At 62.2% G+C, this 18,206-nt stretch carries 14 protein-coding genes; 12 read left to right on the forward strand and 2 right to left on the reverse strand.

The window, feature by feature from the left end; translation table 11 throughout:
* Positions 1-51 precede the first annotated feature (51 nt).
* Positions 52-756 (reverse strand): DUF3142 domain-containing protein, encoded by a 705-nt coding sequence (locus tag BLQ09_RS22495; RefSeq protein ID WP_092358608.1) that lies wholly within the window; start codon positions 754-756, stop codon positions 52-54.
* Positions 753-2,915, reverse strand: coding sequence for a PA5441 family protein (locus BLQ09_RS22500; protein WP_092358609.1), 2,163 nt, complete (start codon positions 2,913-2,915; stop codon positions 753-755). The genes BLQ09_RS22495 and BLQ09_RS22500 overlap by 4 nt, the downstream gene beginning before the upstream one ends.
* A 179-nt stretch (positions 2,916-3,094) precedes the next feature.
* Here BLQ09_RS22500 and BLQ09_RS22505 point away from each other — a divergent pair, with 179 nt between their 5' ends.
* From BLQ09_RS22505 to pgaA, 12 genes are all read left to right on the forward strand, one after another.
* Positions 3,095-4,699, forward strand: coding sequence for a glycosyltransferase family 39 protein (locus BLQ09_RS22505; RefSeq protein WP_027608070.1), 1,605 nt, complete (start codon positions 3,095-3,097; stop codon positions 4,697-4,699).
* A 33-nt stretch (positions 4,700-4,732) separates the two neighbouring features.
* Positions 4,733-4,978 carry a DUF2789 domain-containing protein gene (locus BLQ09_RS22510; protein ID WP_027608071.1) on the forward strand — a complete coding sequence of 82 codons (246 nt, stop codon included), beginning with the start codon at positions 4,733-4,735 and terminating at the stop codon, positions 4,976-4,978.
* A 100-nt stretch (positions 4,979-5,078) separates the two neighbouring features.
* A complete protein-coding gene (locus BLQ09_RS22515; RefSeq protein ID WP_092358611.1) occupies positions 5,079-6,572 on the forward strand; it encodes a Fic family protein in 1,494 nt (497 codons plus the stop codon).
* Positions 6,573-7,216: 644 nt separating this feature from the next.
* Positions 7,217-7,633, forward strand: a complete 417-nt coding sequence (locus tag BLQ09_RS22520; RefSeq protein WP_027608072.1) for a hypothetical protein — start codon at positions 7,217-7,219, stop codon at positions 7,631-7,633.
* Between the two features lie 413 nt (positions 7,634-8,046).
* Entirely contained in the window at positions 8,047-8,457 is a 411-nt protein-coding gene (locus BLQ09_RS22525; protein ID WP_027608073.1) for a MarR family winged helix-turn-helix transcriptional regulator, read from the forward strand.
* The gene (locus BLQ09_RS22530) at positions 8,454-10,532 is read left to right on the forward strand and encodes an FUSC family protein (RefSeq protein WP_092358613.1); all 2,079 of its coding nucleotides are present in this window, start codon (positions 8,454-8,456) and stop codon (positions 10,530-10,532) included. The genes BLQ09_RS22525 and BLQ09_RS22530 overlap by 4 nt, the downstream gene beginning before the upstream one ends.
* Positions 10,529-10,738 carry a DUF1656 domain-containing protein gene (locus BLQ09_RS22535; protein ID WP_012721577.1) on the forward strand — a complete coding sequence of 70 codons (210 nt, stop codon included), beginning with the start codon at positions 10,529-10,531 and terminating at the stop codon, positions 10,736-10,738. The genes BLQ09_RS22530 and BLQ09_RS22535 overlap by 4 nt, the downstream gene beginning before the upstream one ends.
* Complete coding sequence (locus BLQ09_RS22540) at positions 10,735-11,625, forward strand: efflux RND transporter periplasmic adaptor subunit (protein ID WP_027608075.1); 891 nt, start codon at positions 10,735-10,737, stop codon at positions 11,623-11,625. Before BLQ09_RS22535 ends, BLQ09_RS22540 begins: the two co-directional genes overlap by 4 nt.
* A complete protein-coding gene (locus BLQ09_RS22545; protein ID WP_092358615.1) occupies positions 11,622-13,064 on the forward strand; it encodes an efflux transporter outer membrane subunit in 1,443 nt (480 codons plus the stop codon). The genes BLQ09_RS22540 and BLQ09_RS22545 overlap by 4 nt, the downstream gene beginning before the upstream one ends.
* An 81-nt stretch (positions 13,065-13,145) precedes the next feature.
* Positions 13,146-13,778: an NADH:ubiquinone oxidoreductase subunit N gene (locus BLQ09_RS22550; RefSeq protein WP_092358617.1), complete on the forward strand. Its 633-nt coding sequence runs from the start codon at positions 13,146-13,148 to the stop codon at positions 13,776-13,778.
* 148 nt (positions 13,779-13,926) lie between these two features.
* Entirely contained in the window at positions 13,927-15,423 is a 1,497-nt protein-coding gene (locus BLQ09_RS22555) for a YdgA family protein (RefSeq protein WP_092358619.1), read from the forward strand.
* Between the two features lie 300 nt (positions 15,424-15,723).
* The gene (gene pgaA / locus BLQ09_RS22560; RefSeq protein ID WP_065941020.1) at positions 15,724-18,204 is read left to right on the forward strand and encodes a poly-beta-1,6 N-acetyl-D-glucosamine export porin PgaA; all 2,481 of its coding nucleotides are present in this window, start codon (positions 15,724-15,726) and stop codon (positions 18,202-18,204) included.
* The last annotated feature ends 2 nt before the right edge of the window (positions 18,205-18,206 follow it).

The raw sequence follows: 18,206 nt of genomic DNA on the forward strand, positions 1-18,206 counted from the left end.
GGTCTTTCTGAATGCTCGCGGCAATCTCAGGTTTTCGCGAGCAAGCATCCATCAAGGATTGCGTAAAAACACCACATACCCCCGAAACCACTCACTCCCCTGCAAATACCCCGGCTCCTCCCACTCTCCACCCTGAATCAAACCGATCTTGAACGGCAGCCCCATTCGGTTCATCCGTGGCAAATACGCCGCGTAATCCGGGATGCTCTGGCGGCCCTGATAGGTCTGCACCACCACCTCATCCACCACGCCTTTGAGCTGGCTGATGGCGGTGGGGTCGGCGTTGCTGCTCCAGTCCATCAGGCCGGTGATACTCAGTTTCAGATCGGCCGGCAGGCGCTGGCGCAGGTCGCGCAGGAAGTCGGCGTATTCGTGCAGGTATTGGGTGCGAGCATCGAAGTCGATCTGGATGCCGACCACCGGGTTGCCTGCGTCGCGCCAGCGTTGTACCTGGCCGAGCAGTTGGGTGTAGACCTGTTCGGGCCAGCGCAGGGTGTGGGCGCGGTAGACCACCCAGACGTCGCCGCGGGTGAGGCGCGGTACGCTGATGCCTTGGGCGATCAGTTGCACACCGCGCTGGGGCGCGCGGCGGGTGGCGTTGATCTGGCCCTGGAGGATGTACAGGGTCTTGGCCTGCTTGAGTACCGGCTGGGGCGTGACGCCGCTCCACAGCCAGAAGGCGTCGTAGTCGCGGGCATCGACGGCGCCGAATGCCGGGCTTGCCAGCAACAGCATGCCCAGCCACAGGTGTTTCACCAGTAGTACTGCAGCGATTTGCCCCACTGGGTGTCGGCGAAACCACTTTTCAGCTGGCGGAACCAGGCTTTGCGCACGCCGGGTTCGACGTCCTGGCCGCCGCAGCTGTTGTAGCCGGCCGGCGCGTAGCAGTTGATGGCGCGGAACAGGGCGTAGGCCTTGTCGTTTTTCGGCGCCTTGGCGTTGCCGATGACCTGCTGGTAACCGTCGAGCCGCGAGAAGGTTTCACCCTTGAAGTCCGAAGCGGTGCTGCCCAGGCTGCCGGCGGCGCGGGCCTGCTCCAGAGGCATGCCGTCCAGGTTGTTGCGCAGGATGAATTCGCCGAAGCAGTTCAGGGCCTGGGGGTTCTTCGCGTCGGTCTGCAAGGTCGCTGCGGTTTGCGCGATGCTCGGGCAGGCGTAGCCGGATTCGGCCTTGTCGCCGTTCCACTGGAACAGCTTAAGCGTCTGGCTGGCGCTGTAGACATAACCCAGGCTGGTGCCCAGCTTGTCCTCGGGGGCCTGGGCCGGCAGTTGCTTGAGGTCTTCGGCGAAGGTGGCGAACTGGCCGTGCAGCAGGTCTTTGTAGAGCAGCACGAATTGCGCGGTCTGGCGTTCCAGCGGATCGCTCGCCTGGGCGATCTGCTGGCGCAGCAGTTCAGGCCCGGCGATGTTGCGCAGCAGGATGTAGCGCACCTGTTTGGCGCTGATCGGCGAATCGCTGGCGAACACCTTGGCCAACTGGCCACTGCGCTCGTAGTTCATGGCCAGGGCCAACTCCAGCTGGTCGCGTTGCAGCGGCAGTTTTGCCAGCGGCAACAGTTGCAGCCACAGCGCTTCGGCGCCTTTCCAGTCCTGCTTGGCTTCCAGGGCCAGGGCGCGCAGGGTCTGTTGGCTGAAGGCGAAGTAGTTGAGGCTTGCCGGCACGCTCTGCGGCAACTGCTTCAAGGCGGCGTCCGGTTGATGCTCGATGTACAGCGCACACACGGCCAGCAAATACTCATAGAGCTCCGGCTCGCTGGCGAACGCGGCTTTTTGCTTCTCGAGGTCTGCGCGGTTGAGGGCCGGCTGGTTGCCGCCGCGCATCACCATCAGGTCGCTGACGAGCTGGATCATCGGGGTCTTGACGGTATCGCTGTTGACCATCAACAGCTTGAGGTCAGCTTCTTCTACCAGCTCATCCTCAGACACATTGCGCTGCTCGTCGGTGGCCGTCAGTGCCCAGGCGAACGCGTCGGCGAGCTGGGTGTTGTCGTCGGCCAGCCAGTACACCCGGCGCAGCAGGCCGTGGGCCGAGGCCGCGTATTCGCCCTGTGGATAAGTCTTCAGGTAGGCCTTGAAGCCCTGCTCGGCCGTGGCCAATGCGGGTTTATCCACACGGTCCAGGTGCGGCACTCCGTCTTCGTCATAGGTGTCGGCCTGGGCCTGGTTGAGCGCTGTGCGGGCGGTCATGTACAGCGCAGTTTCCTTCAGCCACGGCGACTGTGCACTGCCGACGCCAGCAAAGCCTTGCGCGGCCTCGGCGAAGCGGCCGCTGTAGAAATCGGCGGCGGCTTGCAGGTAGGTGCGAAACAGTTGGCCGTCGGCTGACTGGATCTGCTGCGGCTCGGCGATCACCGGGCCATCCCAGGTGCAGGTGGTGAGCAGTTGCAGCCGCGCCTTCGCCAGCAGCGCGCGCTCGGCCGCCGGCATGTCGGCCTTGACCACCTGGCGGATAAACGCCGTGGCGCTGTCATCGTCGTTGCTGCGGCAGCGGCTGCCTTCGCCATTGAGGAAGGCTTCGCCGGCGGTTTTGTACGCCTCGCGCTTGATGCCCAGGGGCGTCAGCAGGGTGTCCAGCTCGGCGGTAGGCGAATCGTCCGAGTCGGGCTCGGTCTCTGCACTGGAGGCAGCGGCCAGGCGATACACCGGGAACGGCACCGGGCCGAAACCCTGGGCCAGGTCATCTTCGCTCAACGCCTTGGGCACCAACGGCGCGGCCTTTTTGTCCGCCAGCAACAGGCGCAGGTTGGCCCGGCTGTCATTGCCCGGGCTCAGGAACGGCACGTTGTTGCAAGGGTCGAGGCTGTCACGCGAGACACGCCAATCGGGGTAGCACGAATCGTCGGAACTGGCCTGGGCCTGCTGGGAAATACCGGCCAGCAGGGCCAGTGCCAGGGGGGAGAGAAAACCGATACGCATGACGTGTCCTTGATCCTGGGTCCTTGGAGGGCGGCAATCATAGCGTGTTCCTGCGGGCGCTTCGGTGAAGCCCTACACAAATTGCTGATTTGTCCGATTCCAGAAGCGAACCGGGGGCTTTTGTCCTAGAGTGGCGGTGTTTGCGCTGAGGCACTCAAGGCAACAGCGGGGGAATCGAGGTGCGCCGGTCTGTGGTAGAGCAAAACGAAAAGGTCGGGGCGTTGCCCGCATTCAATCGTCTTACGTGGGAACGCGTCGGTTGGCTGAGCCGACTGTGGTGGGTGCCGATCCTGGGACTGGCCATGGCCCTGCGGTTTTACCGCCTGACATCGGCGGCGATCTGGGGCGACGAGGGCTCCAGCCTGCTGCTCAGTGAATACGCCGCTGCCGACCTGTGGTTTCACGCCGCTCACGATGTGCACCCGCCGTTGTACTTCTTCATGCTGCGCGGCTGGATCGAGCTGTTCGGCGACAGTATCTGGTCGATTCGTGGCATGAGTGCCATCCCCGGCGTGGTTGCGGTGGGCCTGGGTGTCTGGCTGACACGGCAACTGTCTACCCGGCGTGCTGCCGTGCTGGCGGGGATCCTGCTGGCGCTGCTGCCCACGGCGGTGCGCTACAGCCAGGAAGTGCGCATGTATTCGCTGCTGGGCGTGTGGCTGCTGGGGGCCACGCTGGCGCTGGTGTACTGGGTACGCCAGCCCGAGCGGCTGCGCTACCTGGCCATGTATGTGGCGTTGATGAGCGCCGGGTTCTACACCCATTACTTCACCGCCCTGTGCGTGCTGGTGCATTGGGCTTACCTGGGGGTGCTGTGGCAGGCGCAGCCGCGAGGCCGACGGCTGATCGCACGCCCGGCCTGGTGGGTAGCCAATGCCGCGATTGTGCTGTTGTACGTACCGTGGCTGCCGAACCTGCTGGACCTGGTGCAGCACGTCGAACAACTCAAGGTAGGCGGGGACATAGGCTGGGAAGAACCGGTCAGCCTGTTTTCCCTGCCTTCGATGATCTGGCAGTTCGTGTTACAGGATGAAGGTATCGGCTTCTGGCCACCGCTGTTCTGGTTTGTCCCGCTGTTACTGATGGCCGTGGTCGTGATGACGGCCGCGCGAGACCGCGAACGCCATCGGCCCGCTTGCCTGCTGGCGCTGTTTTTCCTGCTGCCGCTGTTGCTGGTCTACGGGGTATCGTTTATCTCCCCGGTGTTTATCGAGCGCTACCTTACGGTGTACGCCTTGGGTTTGCCGATCCTTGTCGCCATGGCGATCGACCGCCTGCCTGCGCGCTTGTCGCTGCTGGGTGCGGCGCTGTTCGTGCTGTTTGTCGGCGTGGAGCTGGTGGGCCTCAAAAACAACTTCACGGTGGATGAGCACGACCAATTCAATGTGCCGGTGGAGTTCGTCAATCGCAATTACCAGGAAGACGATCGCATCGTCCTCAGCGACATGATGTGGTACCTCAGCTATGTGTATTACGACCAGACCGACGCCCAACTGCAGCTCTACACCCCGCCCAAGCCCGATGGCACGCCGACCCGGCCCAACGCCTACGGCTTCGGCACCCTGGTGGACCAGGACGGCGGGCGCATTTACCTCGACCGTCTGTCGGCACTGCCCGCCGACACCCGCCGCGTGTGGCTGATCAGCAGCAACGAAGTGCTGGACGATTTCGCGCCACTGCCCCAGGGCTGGCGCGAACTCAGTCGCCAGGACGGTGGTGGTGCCAGGGTGCGTTTGTTCGTGTTGTGCAACGTGCCGCCACCACAACCCGAGGGCTGCCGCTAGACTCGGTTAAATACCTTTTTTCAGGAGTCCGTCATGGAATCGCCCGTGCACAGCTTGCCGTCACTGTTCAAACAGCTTGGGCTGCCGGATGACCCGGTCGGTATTGATCAGTTTGTGACCGCCCACTCGCCACTCAAGCCGGATTTGAAGTTGGCTGAGGCGTTTTTCTGGACAGACAGCCAGAAAGCATTTTTGCGTGAGGAAATCTTGGACGATGCGGATTGGGCGGAGGTGGTGGATGAGTTGAATCTGATGTTGCGGGGTGGGCGAGGGGTGTAAAAAAATCTTTTGAAAATTGTGTTTTTGTAAAAAAAAAAGGTGAGCAGTAAAAAAATCTGGGCTTTAATCGCCTGGGTTATTTTTTCTTGGGGGATTCACCTTGGCAACAGTCGGATATGCCCATCTATGTGAAGTCCTGGACCTAAAGATTATTGCGCCCTCCCGTGTTGCGATGATTAAACCCGTGACCAGAATCACTCGAATCGGCACTTGTCTGGCTGTGCCGGCCGCAGTGGCGCCCGCGCATGCTGCGTTATTTGAGCATGTGCTATTTGCTCTCAAGCATGAAGGCGTGAACCTGGCCGTGCTCGCCCAGGCTTTTGAACGGCTTGGTCCTGAGCCCTTTTTGGTTGCCTTGGCGGATTCGCCCAATGGTGCGTTCATTCGCAAAGCTTGTTTTCTATGGGAGGGATTTACCGGGCAGGCCCTGGATTATTCAAAGCCCGTTCGAGGCCGCGTCGTTGCCTTATTCGATCCCGAGCGCTACGTAACCGGACCCAGCATCCGCAACAGCCGCTGGCGCGTGGATTTCAACGGCTTGGGTTCTTTGCATTACTGCGCCACCGTGGAGCGAACGCCTGAGCTGGACGCGTTGTTGGCGCTCAATGTGCTGGCCCGCGCCAAATCCTTCATGGCCACCCTCCCACCCGAAATGATGGACCGTGCCATCCAGTGGGCCTACCTCCACGAAACCCGTGATTCGTTTGCCATCGAAAAAGAACAACCCAGCGAAGAAAAATCCCGCCGCTTCGTTCAACTGTTACGCCAGGCCCACGAAGGCCGCTTGCTGACCGAGGACTACCTGGTAGATCTGCAGAACAGCACCGTCTCCAACCCCTTCGACAAAGCTGTCGCGTTTCGCCATGAGCAGAATCATCTGCACAACGGCCTGCGCGGCGCGGCGGGCGTCAGCTATGTTCCTCCAGCCCCTGAACTTTGCCGGGAACTGATGGAAGAGCTGATGGCCTTCGCCAATCAGCCAGTACGTGAAGTCGACCCCCTGGTAGCGGCGGCAGTCACTGCCTTCGGCTTCGTATTCCTGCACCCGTTTATGGACGGCAACGGGCGATTGTCGCGCTTCCTGATCCATCAGACGCTCTGCCATTACGGTGCACTGGAAAACGGCCTGCTGCTACCGGTGTCCGTCGCAATGAAGCACGAAGAGCAAGCTTATCTGGCCGCTCTCAAAGCCTTTTCCCAGCCGACGCGGGAATTCTGGAACGTCACGTGGCTGGACGGCGATCAAATGGCCTTCGACTTCATCGGCCACCCCTCGATCTACCGCTACTGGGACGCCACCCACTGCGTCGAATTCACCCTGCAAATGGCCCGCCGCGCGTTGGAAGTGGAACTGCGCGAAGAAACCGAATTTCTCGACCGCTACGACCGCGTGATCAAGGCCGTGAACCAGCGCTTTGATGTGCGCGGCAGTGATCTATCAAAGCTGGTGATGATGTGCCTGGATAACGAGGGCAAGGTTTCCAAGCTCCGACGCAAGCAGTTTCAGTACAGCGTATCGGAGGAGGTGTTTGAGTTTATTGAGGAGGAGGTGGGGCATGCTCTGCGCGACACTGGGAAATTTCCTATCGACTAAACGGAAGTGGACGGTAGTGGCCGGTGGGAGGCGCTCGCTATTAACAGGCGCTAACTCCCTGCCCTGGACACAACATGAAACGCTTGGTCCCACGCAACGAAATTGAAAGCTATGAACTCACAAAGATCGAGAGTCCCTATTTTGCAAGACTAAAAGTCCGAGAGTTTTTTCGTGCCCCGTATGCGTTGCCCGGGTTGAGTGAACTGCTCAGTGAGTGCGGTCTTTCTCCCGTTTGCTGCTCCGCTGAAAAAGACCAACGGCGGGTCTTGGATAAACTGGCAGCCGGTGATTGGTTGTTTGTGATGGACTATCCCTTTCTCCCTTTAAGTCGCGAATGTCGCGTCAAATATGGACATCTAATGGGACGCCGACTGTATGTTGGGCCTGGCAAATGGGAGAAGGGTATTTCTCTCGGATGGGAAAGATCTCGCGAACACCACTAGCGTTATGACTCAACGGTGGGTAAGGCTTGATAGTCGAGATGATCAATTTACCCACCGATCAGTTGAGCGTCGATATGGAGAGCTGCGGTATATAAAACAACGTTATCTGGAGGGCGATGACAGCTGGCAGGTGGGTGGTAAGTCATGGCATTGGCAGCCTGTAACACCGGATGTGGCCTATGAGTACAAGGAAGCAGGAAGATGACGCGCAAGCATGTTTTTTGGTTTTGGGGAGTCATGGATGCCCTTTATCTGATTCGGTATGCAGTGGCCAGCGCAATAGAGGGAAGGATTCCTTATTTAAGCGATTTTGAAAGTGCTTTATGGGTGCTGCGTGATCATAGTGTTGTGCAGTTATACATGTTCGGCTTTGCCATGCTGCTGCAAGCTTCCATCGTAATCTCGTGCTTACTGTTCTTTCTTGGACGTGAACAGGTGAGGTGGGTTACTTACCTTCAAACACCCTTGCGATTGGCTTTTATTGTGCCTTCTGTTTCGCTGTTGCTGGTAGGTGCTCAGTTTTTTCCTAACTACAACTTGGTGTTAATGGCTGCGTTAGTCGTTGCGTCCGAGGCAGTGAAAATCTGGAGCGTCTGGCGGTGGAGCAAAAGGTGCTGACGTTTTCCAGCAGGGCCGCTTAGGAGGCTGAGCGGGCAATAAGCCGGTTGCACAGACCCAACCATCCCCTTGGTCACGGCCACACGGATCCCCCTTCGCGAGGTGATGGGCCAAAACAAGCGCCACCTGGATGGCGAGGCCGCACAGCAATCCTGAAGCCGACACCGATCCAAATGTGGGAGGGGGCTTGCCCCCGATGGCGGTGGATCATCTAACGAATCTGTTCACTGACACTCCGCTATCGGGGGCCAGCCCCCTCCCACATTCGGCCTGCGGCGTTGCCACTGAATCGCTCCACCCCTCCGCTAAATTGTTTCAAAACTTGACGCAATTCGATCCCTCGGCCATATTGATAGTTAGCAAACTAACTGTATGCGAACTATCCAGTGCATCAATCCCTCGAACAACTCCAGATGAACCTCAGCAGCAGCATGGTGGTGGGCGCCCGTAACTGGCGCAAAATCTGCCAGAGCACGCTGGTCAGCTATGGCATCTCCGAAGCCTGCGCCGTGCCGCTGTTGATGATCGGCCGCCTGGGCGACGGGGTGCACCAGGTCAAAGTGGCCCAGGCCTCCGGGATGGAAAGCCCGTCCCTGGTGCGCCTGCTCGACCGGCTGTGCCATGACGGCTATGTGTGCCGTACCGAAGACGTCCACGACCGCCGCGCCAAGGCCCTGAGCCTCACCGAGCGTGGTCGCGAGTTGGTGCAGGCGGTGGAGGTGCAATTGGTGCGCCTGCGCCGCGAAGTGCTGGCGGACCTTCCGACCGCCGACATGGAAGCCGCACTGCGCGTACTGCGGGCCTTTGAGGCGGCGACGCTTTGAACGGATTTTTTACCGGTTTTCCGCCCGCCCGTGACTGGTTCTATGGGGTTCGTACCTTCGCCGCGTCGATGATCGCGTTGTATATCGCCATGCTGATGCAAATGCCGCGTCCGTACTGGGCGATGGCCACGGTGTATATCGTCTCCAGCCCGTTTGTCGGCCCTACCAGTTCCAAGGCCCTGTACCGCGCCATCGGCACCTTGATGGGGGCGGCGGCGGCGGTGTTTTTTGTGCCGATGTTCGTGCAATCGCCGTACATCCTGGTGGTGGTGATCGCACTGTGGACGGGCACCTTGCTGTTCCTCTCCATGCACCTGCGCACCGCCAACAACTACGCCTTGATGCTCGCCGGCTACACCTTGCCGCTGATCGCCCTGCCGGTGGTGGATAACCCGCTGGCGGTGTGGGATGTGGCCGAGGCGCGGACCGAGGAAATCTTCCTCGGCATTGCGGTCGCGGCGGTGGTGGGCGCGATGTTCTGGCCACGGCGGCTGATGCCGGTGTTCGATGGCGCGGTGGCCAAGTGGTTTGGCGACGCCCAGGTCTACAGCCAGCGTTTTCTTTCTCGCAATGCGCAACCGGAAGAAGTCAGCGCCCTGCGCGGCGGCATGGTCGCCACCTTCAATACCCTTGAATTGATGATCGGCCAGTTGCCCCACGAAGGCGCGCGGCCGCAGACGGTGCGCAATACCAAGGAATTGCGCGGGCGCATGATCCACCTGCTGCCGTTGGTGGAGGAACTCGACGATGCGCTGTATGCCGTCGAACAGCGTGCGCCGCAGTTTCTCGAGCAACTGACGCCGCTGCTGGAAGCTACCCGGCAGTGGCTGGAAAACACCACCGAAAGCGCACCGCTGGAACGCTGGCGCGCCCTGCGTGACCAGGTCGACGCCCTGCAACCCCAAGGCGAAGCCCTGGACGAGCGCCCCACGCTGTTGTTCTCCAACGCCCTCTACCGCCTGGGCGAGTGGATCGACCTGTGGCAGGACTGCCGCAGCCTGCAAGCCGCCATCCAGTGCGAAAGCCAGGACACCTGGCGCGCCGTGTACCGTCACTGGCGCCTGGGCCGGCTCACACCGTTCCTCGACCATGGCCTGATGCTTTATTCGGCGTTTTCCACCGTCACCGCGATCATCGTCGCGTCGGTGCTGTGGATCCTGCTGGGCTGGACCGATGGCGGCAGCGCGGTGATCCTGGCAGCCGTGGCCTGCAGCTTTTTCGCTTCTATGGACGACCCGGCGCCGCAGATCTATCGGTTCTTTTTCTGGACCGCCATGTCGGTGCTGTTCGCCAGCCTCTACCTATTCCTGGTCCTGCCCAACCTGCACGATTTCCCGATGCTGGTACTGGCGTTCGCGGTGCCGTTCATCTGCATCGGCACGCTGACCGTGCAGCCGCGTTTTTACCTGGGCATGCTGCTGACGCTGGTGAACACCTCGTCGTTCATCAGCATCCAGGGCGCCTACGACGCGGACTTCCTCAACTTCGCCAACGTCAACCTGGCCGGGCCGGTGGGCCTGCTGTTCGCCTTTGTGTGGACGTTGATCGCCCGGCCCTTCGGCGCCGAACTGGCGGCCAAGCGCCTGACCCGTTTCAGCTGGCGCGACATCGTCGGCCTGACCGAGCCCGCCACCCTGAACGAACACCGGCACCTCGCCGCACAGATGCTCGACCGCCTGATGCAACACCTGCCGCGCCTGGCGATGATCGGCCAGGACACCGGCATCGCCCTGCGCGACCTGCGCGTAGCGCTCAACCTGCTCGACCTGCTGGCCTATTCGCCGCGCATCCTGGGTGTGCCGCGGGTGCTGCTCAACCAGGTGGTGGAAGGCGTGGGCGGTTACTTCAAGGCCTGCCTCAAGGCGGGTGAACGCTTGCCTGCGCCCAGCGGTCTGCTGATGACCCTCGACCGCACACGCCGCGCCCTCAATGGCCAGGGCCTGCAAGACGAAGACGACACCCGCCTGCACCTGCTGCACGCGCTGGCCGGCCTGCGCCTGGCACTGCTGCCGGGTGTGGAATTCATTGGCGGCACGGAGATGGAAGCGCCGCTACCCGATGGAGCACCTTTATGATCGGTGACCTGGATATCAGCGGGGTGTTCCTGCCCACGCTGCTGGTGCTGATGGGCATTACGTACGTGTTATTCCTGGTGGTGCACGGGCTGTTGACCCGCGTCCACTTCTATCGCCTGGTCTGGCACCGGGCATTGTTCAATGTGGGGCTCTACGCGCTGTTGCTGGGCGCGGTGGACTCACTCAGTCGATACCTGATGACATGAAAAAACCTTTTTTGACCATCGGCCGTGTAGTCCTGACGTTGTTGATCGTGAGCTTCGCGGTCGTCGTTGTGTGGCGCATGGTCATGTACTACATGTTTGCGCCCTGGACCCGTGACGGTCACATCCGTGCCGACATCGTGCAGATCGCGCCGGACGTGTCCGGGCTGATCCAGCGCGTCGATGTGCACGACAACCAGCTGGTGACCAAGGGCCAGGTACTGTTTGCCGTCGACCAGGACCGCTTCAAGCTGGCCCTGCGCCAAGCCCAGGCCGCCGTGGCCGACCGCCAGGAAACCCTGGCCCAGGCAAGTCGCGAGTACAAGCGTAACCGTGGCCTCGGCAACCTGGTGCCCAGCGAGCAGCTGGAAGAAAGCCAGTCCCGTGTTGCCCGCGCCCAATCGGCCCTGGCCGAAGCGCAAGTGACGGTGGACTCGGCCCAACTCAACCTCGACCGCTCGGTGATCCGCAGCCCGGTGGACGGCTACGTCAACGACCGCGCACCGCGTACCCAGGAGTTCGTCACCGCCGGGCGGCCGGTGCTGTCGGTGGTGGACAGCAATTCCTTCCATATCGACGGCTACTTCGAAGAGACCAAGCTCGACGGCATCCACGTCGGCATGGGCGTGGACATCCGTGTGATCGGCGACAACGCCCGCCTGCACGGGCATGTGCAGAGCATCGTCGCCGGTATCGAAGACCGCGACCGCAGCAGCGGCTCGAACCTGCTGCCCAACGTCAACCCGGCGTTCAGCTGGGTGCGCCTGGCCCAGCGGATTCCGGTGCGTATTGCCTTTGACGATGTCCCGGCGGACTTCCGCATGATCGCCGGGCGTACGGCCACCGTATCGATCATTGGCGACAAACCCAATGACGGAGCCAAGCCATGAAGCGGCTGTGGGCAACCGCTGCGCTGGGATTGTTGCTGTCGGCCTGCCAAGTGGTGGGGCCGGACTACCAGCTGCCGCAAACGTCTGCCGTCAACCGCGCTGACCTGCAAGGGCAACTGGCGGGCAAGGGCAACGACGTGGTGTCGGCGCCGGTGCCGGCCGACTGGTGGAAGCTGTACAAAGACCCGCGCCTGGACGAGCTGGTACGCCAGGCCATGGCCTCCAACACCGACCTGCGGGTGGCCGCAGCCAACCTGCAGCGCGCCCGTTATCAGACCCAACAGGCTGAATCCGCCGGCGGCTGGAGTGCCGGCGCCAAGGCCGAGGTGCAGCGCCTGCAGGAATCCGGCGAAGCGTTTTTGCAGGCGGACAAAGTGCCGGTGGATAACATCGGCAGCATCGGCATTACCACCTCGTACCAATTCGACCTGTTCGGCACCTTGCAGCGCGGCATCGAAAGCGCCCAGGCCAGCGCCGATGCGGCCCAGGCCGCCGCCGATATCGCGCGCATCACCCTGGTGGCCGATGTGGTGCGCTCCTACACCCAGGTGTGCGCGGCCAACGAAGAACTGGCGATTGCCAACGAATCCCTCGACCTGCAAGCCCAGAGCACCAAACTGACCCAACGCCTGCGTGACGCGGGCCGTGGCGATGAAACCCAGGTCACCCGCTCGCAAACCCAATACAAATCCCTGCGCGCCGACATGCCGCGCTATGAAGCGGCGCGCCAGGCCGGGCTGTTCCGCCTGTCGATGCTGCTGGCCAAGCCCGTGGACCAACTGCCGGCGGGCACCGGCACCTGCGCCGAGCTGCCGCACATCGCCCAGCTGTTGCCGGTGGGCGATGGTGCGGCGCTGCTGAAACGTCGCCCCGACGTGCGCCAGGCCGAGCGCCAACTGGCCGCCGCCACCGCGCGTATCGGCGTGGCCACCGGCGCCTTGTACCCGGACATCGCCATCGGCGCCACGGTGGGCACCGTGGGCCTGCTCGACAACCTCGGCCAGCCGGCGACCAACCGCTGGGGCTTCGGCCCGATGATCAGTTGGACGGTGCCGACCAACGGCGCCCGTGCGCGCATCCACGAGGCCGAAGCCGCGACTCAGGGCGCCCTGGCGCATTTCGACGGGGTGGTCCTCAACGCCATCCGCGAAACCCAGACCGGCCTGGCGCAATACACCGCCGTGCTGCAACGGCGCGAGGCGCTGGCGGACGCCGAGCGCTCGGCCCAAGAGGCGGCGGACCAGACCCACCGCTTCTTCCAGGCCGGCCGCGAATCGTTCCTCGCCGACCTGCAAGCCACCCGCACCTACACCGCGATGCGCGCGCAACTGGCGGCGGCCAATACCCAGGTTGCCATGAGCCAGATCGATCTGTTCCTGGCCCTGGGCGGCGGCTGGGAAAGCGGACGAACGCAAGCGTCACAGCCCGGCAAACCCTGAGCGAATAGCTATGCTTGGACAGGCGGGTCGCCGTGACGACTCGCCTGACACTGCTCGCGTTTGCTCATGGGGATTCCAATAATGAAAAACCCTTATGCTCCCGCTTTCTGGTGCGTGCTCTTCGCACTGGTGTTGTTATCGGCCGCGTATTTCTACGGCGTCATGCTCGCCCATCAACTCGACAAGGCCATGGTGTTTCTCGACAGCGCCTGCCTGGTGATCGGCTCCCTGTCCATCGGCGTGGTGGCCTGGGCGTCCTACCAGAACCAGCGAGTGAAGAAAAAACTCCTCGAACAAGGCAAGACCCGCGTCGCGATCTGGGACACCAAGGTCGCTCTGCGTCGGGTCGAAACCGTGTTCGACCGCTATTTCTGGGGCAGCTATTGGCAGCCGGGGCGCACCTTCCAGGAAGTCATGGGCGACCTTACCGGCACGCCCCTGGAAAAAAGCCTCGAAGTCCTGAAAAAACAGTGCGTGGCCCTCGATCGGCAGGTCGCCGATGGCCGGCATTGGCTGAATAACGCGCGGGAATTGTCCGCCGTCGCCACGCAGATGGCCCGGGAGCGCTACCAGCTGGACTTCTGCGACCCCAAGTCCGACACCCCCGGCAATGCGGTGATACACCGCGAGTTTGAGGTGCTGGTGTACACCTGGACGGCGCGCCTGAAGAGTTTTGACCACCAGCTCGACGAGATCGAGTTGGAGTATTCGTGAACCAACTGCACGCCTGACCCCTCTGAGAAAGCTGGGCCGTTTGCGGCCGCCAGTGCTAATCTTCCCCCGTTTTCGGCGGGCTTGAGCCAACCCTTTCGGGGTTCAAGGAAGACAGCCCACTTCTCACAGGATTTGATCAGGTCACTTCATGAATAAGCCAGCAGTCGTTCTTTTGGGTTTAGTTGTCGCCGTAGGCGTCGTCAGTGCAGGCGGCGCCTGGTACACCGGTAAACAACTGGAACCGGTGCTGCAAACCGCGATCCAGAACGCCAACAAGGAACTGCAGACCTCCATGGCCGGCGTCGACGGCACCGTGGCCCTGGAGCTGGTGTCCCTGGAGCGTGGCGTGTTCAGCAGCACCGCGCACTACCGCCTGAAGGGCCAAGGCTCGGTGTTCGGCGAAGAAAACCCTAATCCGGAACTGCTGTTCGTCGACCATATCGAACACGGCCCGCTGCCGTTCTCGCGCCTGGTGACGCTCAAATGGCTGCCGGTCATGGCCACCAGTCACTACGAACTGGAAAAGAACCCCACCACCGAGAAGTGGTTCGCCGCCGCCAAAGACGTGTCGCCGCTCAAGGGCGTGGCCAATATCGGCTACAGCCGCTCGGTCAACGGCAACATCGAATTGCTGCCCCTGGAGTTCAAGGACGCCGCAGCTTCGGCGAGCTTCTCTGGCGCCAACCTGAATTTCGACAGCACCGCAGAAGGCCAGAAGGTCAAGGCTGACGGCTTCATGAACAGCTTCAAGATCGCCGGGCTAGATGGCAAGGGCGAACACTTCGAAGCTCAATTGTCTGGCCTGACCATCGCCAGCAACCTGGAAAAATCCACCTTTGGCTTCTACACCGGGCAAAACACCGTTGAGCTGACCGACAGCACGTTCACCTTCGGCCCGCAGAAAGCCGTGCTGACGGTCAAAGGCTTCGAGCAGAAAGACTCCAGCGAAACCAAGGACAACAACCTGGCCGGCCGTGTCGACTACAAGATCGACGAGATCGGTTACCAGGGCAAACCCGTGGGTTCGGCGGCCATGGCCCTGAGCATGAAGAACGTCGACATCCCGGCCATGCTGGTGTTGACCAAGCTGTACCAGGACAAGATGCAGCCGGTGCAAGCCGCTGCCGCAGCGGGCCAGCCCGCGCCTGAGCTGCAATTGACCGAAGCCGAGCAGGCCTTGGCCGAAGCGAACGTCAACCAGGTATTGGCCGCCAAGCCGCAGATCGCCGTGGAAAACCTGTCGCTGAAAACCACCCATGGCGAAAGCAAGTTCAACCTGCTGGTGGACCTGGCCAAGCCGGCCTCCATGGAGTTGCCGCCGGTTGAGCTGGGCAAGCAGATGATTGCATTGCTGGATGCCAACCTGACCCTGTCCAAGCCGATGATCGGTGACGTGGCTGCCCTGCAGGCGCAACTCGGTGGCGTGACCGACCCGAAAGCCATCGAGCAGCAGTCCCAGATGGCCGCCGAGATGGTCAGCGGCATGGCGGTCGGTACACAGTTGGCGACCCTGGTCGGCAGCGATGTGGTGTCCAAGTTGCACTACGCCAACAATGAAGTGACCTTCAACGGCCAGAAAATGACCGTCGAGCAGTTCATTGGGTTTGTGATGGCCAAGTTCGGCGCGGTCAGCGGCGCGCAGTAAAGATTTCGCCATCGCCCGGAAATAAATAATGTGGGAGCGGGAGTGCCCGCGATAAGGGTCAAACAGACGACGCACTTGTCGGCCGGCACCCCGTTATCGCAGGCAAGTCCGCTCCCGCATTCACATTTCAGGCGGGCCGCGCAATTCTGAACAATTGTTCCGGATTGGTCTTTTTCCTACTTTCCTGAGAGATAGTTCACACAGGAAAGCTAGGCCGGGTCATTGGACGCCGGCACCCTGCGGCAATTCGCTCAGGACCACCTATCGTTACAGCTTTCCGTGTGTAAGGAAGCTCACGATATGTTGCGAAACCCACCACTCAGTGCATCAGGCCGGTTGCGACTGCTCGTCGGGGCCGCCTTATGCAGCCAATTACTGATCCCCGCCTTCGCCATGGCCGATCCGGCCTATGACGCGCTGATCATTCAGGCGCGCAACGGCAACTTCACCCCGGCCCTGACTCAATTGCGCCAACTGTCCGCCGAGCGCCAGACGCCAGGCCAGGTCAGCGATCATGTGGTGATCGCCGGCTGGGCCGGCCAGGACGCCGAAGTACTGAAGGTGTATGAGGCCCAGGGTAAACATCGCAACCTCAGCACCCAGGCGCTCGCCACTGTCGCGCGGACCTATCGCAACCAGAAGCAATGGGCCCAGGCCGAGGCGGTCTATCGCCAGGCGTTGCTGCGTGAACCGAATAACGTCGACCTGCAACTGGGCCTGGCCCTGACCCAGGCCGACGGCGGCAAGGCGGACGAAGCGGTACAACGTACCCGCGCATTGGTCGCCGCCAAGCCCGATGACCCCAATCGCCGCATGGCCCTGGGTTATGCACTGACCCGCGCCGGCTTGAACTACGACGCGCTGTTCGAGTTCGACCAGGCGTTTATCCGCGCCGGCGACAAGCCTGACGTCGCCCGCGAATACATCGTCGCCCTGCAAAAGGCCCGCCTGCCGGAAGCCGCGTTGCGCCTGTCGGCCCAGCGTCCTGGCCTGCTGGACCCGGTGACCCAGCGCCGCCTGGAAGGCGACCTCGCTGCCGAGCGTGTGCGCATGGCCGAGTTCGCCACACGCAGCGAAAAAGAACGCTACGTGATTGCCGACCGCGCCTTGGCGGATTACGACAAACTGCTCGCCCGCTGGACCCCGGACGCCAGCGCCCATGACGATGTGGTGCGCTGGCGCATCGACCGTCTCGGTGCACTCAAGGCGCGGGCGCGTACCGCCGAGGTGATCCGCGAATACGAGACGCTTAAGGCCGAAGGCGTGCAACTGCCGACCTACGCCGTGCGTTGGGTGGCTGCGGCCTACCTGGACCAGCGCCAGCCGGAAAAAGCCGAGCCGCTGTATCGCCAGGCCCTGAGCGCCCCCGACGCCGAGCCCGATGATCGGGTCGAAGACACCACTGCGCTGTTCTACGCCTTGCAGGAAAGCGATAAAGCCGAGGACGCCAACGAGGTCGCCAAGAGCCTCGCCAACAGCCAGAACCCGCGGGTCGAGCTCAAGGGCTTGCCCATCGGCAACCCCAACGATGCGTGGATGGACGCCCAGCAACTGTCGGCCCAGGCCGGCGTCTACGGCGGCGACCTGCCGGGCAGCGAAGCCGGCCTCGAAGCGCTGGTGGCGAAAGCCCCGGGCAACGTCGGCCTGCGCCTGGCCCAGGCTGACATGTACCGCGCCCGCGAACTGCCACGGCGTGCCGAAGGCATTCTGAAGGAAACCGAAGCCCAGGCCCCTCGGGATATCGGCCTGGAAGTGAGCCAGGCCTACACCGCCATGGACCTGCAGGAGTGGCGCCAGCTCGACGTGCTCACCGACGATGTGCTCGCCCGCAACCCGGACAACCGCCAGGTGCAGCGCCTGAGCCGCCTGCGCGACGTGCATGACATGGCCGAACTGCGCGTCGAGGCGTACACCGGCAAAAGCTTTGGCGGCGGCAATGACAGTGACGCGGGTGCCGTCGCGGGTAGCCGCGATTGGGGCATTGAGAGTCGGATCTACACGCCGCCCATCGACGAAGACTGGCGTGTATTCGCCGGCGCCGGGTACGCCAAGGCCGATTTCAGCGAAGGCACGGGCCAGCATCGCTGGCAGGTCGTGGGCGTGGAGCGGCGTACCCGCGACATGACCATTGAAGCCGAGGTGTCCAACCACTCCTACGGCGATGGCTCCAAACAAGGCGCCGCGGTGTCGATTGCCCGTGACATCAACGACAACTGGCAATACGGCGGCAGCCTGGGCTACCTCCTGAGCACCACGCCGCTGCGGGCCTTGAATGACGGTGTCACGGCCAACGGTGGCAGCGGCTTTATCCGCTGGCGCGCCAACGAAAGCCGCGAATGGAAACTGACCCTCAGCCCCTCCCATTTCAGCGATGGCAACGACCGCTTCGAAGCCTTGCTCAGCGGCCGCGAAGGCCTCTACAGCTCGCCGAAGGTGCAAGTGGACCTGGGCCTGGAAGTCGGCGCCAGCCGCAACAGCAAGGAAGACACGGTGTACTTCAACCCGAAGTCGGATTTCACCGTGCTGCCCGTCCTCAACATCAACCATGTGCTCTATCACCGCTACGAGACCCAGTGGAGTCAGCAGTTCCAGGTCGGTGCGGGTACCTATAGCCAGCGGGATTATTCCACCGGTGGCATCGGTCTGGTGGGCTACGGCCAACGCTTTCGCTGGAATGACGTGCTGGACGCCGGCGCCAACCTGAGCCTGATCAGCCGACCTTATGACGGGGATCGCGAACGCGATCTGCGTCTGCTCGTCGACCTCACTTACCGTTTCTAAAA

The organism is Pseudomonas sp. NFACC25, assembly GCF_900100935.1.
GTDB classification, from domain to species: domain Bacteria; phylum Pseudomonadota; class Gammaproteobacteria; order Pseudomonadales; family Pseudomonadaceae; genus Aquipseudomonas; species Aquipseudomonas marginalis.